At 44.0% G+C, this 516-nt stretch carries 1 protein-coding gene and 1 pseudogene; both read right to left on the bottom strand.

Annotation, left to right across the window (positions count from 1 at the left end; all coding sequences use genetic code 11):
• Nucleotides 1–349, bottom strand: a pseudogene (locus ACS8FD_RS24620) (ABC transporter permease subunit); the annotation flags it as partial.
• Nucleotides 336–516 (bottom strand): hypothetical protein (locus ACS8FD_RS24615; protein ID WP_439277775.1); only part of this gene is annotated, 181 nt, incomplete at its 5' end. The gene ACS8FD_RS24615 and the pseudogene ACS8FD_RS24620, both read right to left, overlap by 14 nt.

Here is a 516-nt window from a genome sequence, read left to right as displayed (position 1 = left end):
CAAACCATGAATCACCCAGTAAGCTCGCCGTCGTCTCCCAGCCTAGATTCATCTTAGTCAGTGCATTTTTACTCATCAGATAAGGGGTGGCAAAGTAGTGAATGATGTTGCTTATCACGATAATAAAAATAGTATTGGCGACAGCAGAGCCTGAAAACACCATCAGATAAGCAATACCCACGACCATCCCTGGTACCGTGTTGGTCACCAACGCTGAGCTCTGGATACTGAATTTACCGATTCTGAATAAACCAGAGCGCTCGCACAACAATGCTGAAAAGTAAGTGATTAAGGTACCAAAGATAGCTGTCAATACTGCTACGATCAGTGAATTTCTATAGACCCGCATTAGGTTGGCGGACTCTAAGACCTTGCTGACTGTTTCTGTGCTGAACTGCATTTGATAAGGCCACGTCTTGATCCACGGAATGATAAATATCACCGCAAAGACCATCAGTAAGCAAAATAAGATAGCGCTCGATAATAGCGCTAAGGCTCGGTCTTTGATTTTCGAAG

Source organism: Psychrobacter sp. 1U2, from assembly GCF_051847575.1.
Note: the sequence above shows the minus strand (reverse complement) of the source record. Positions and strands in the feature narration are given on the sequence as shown.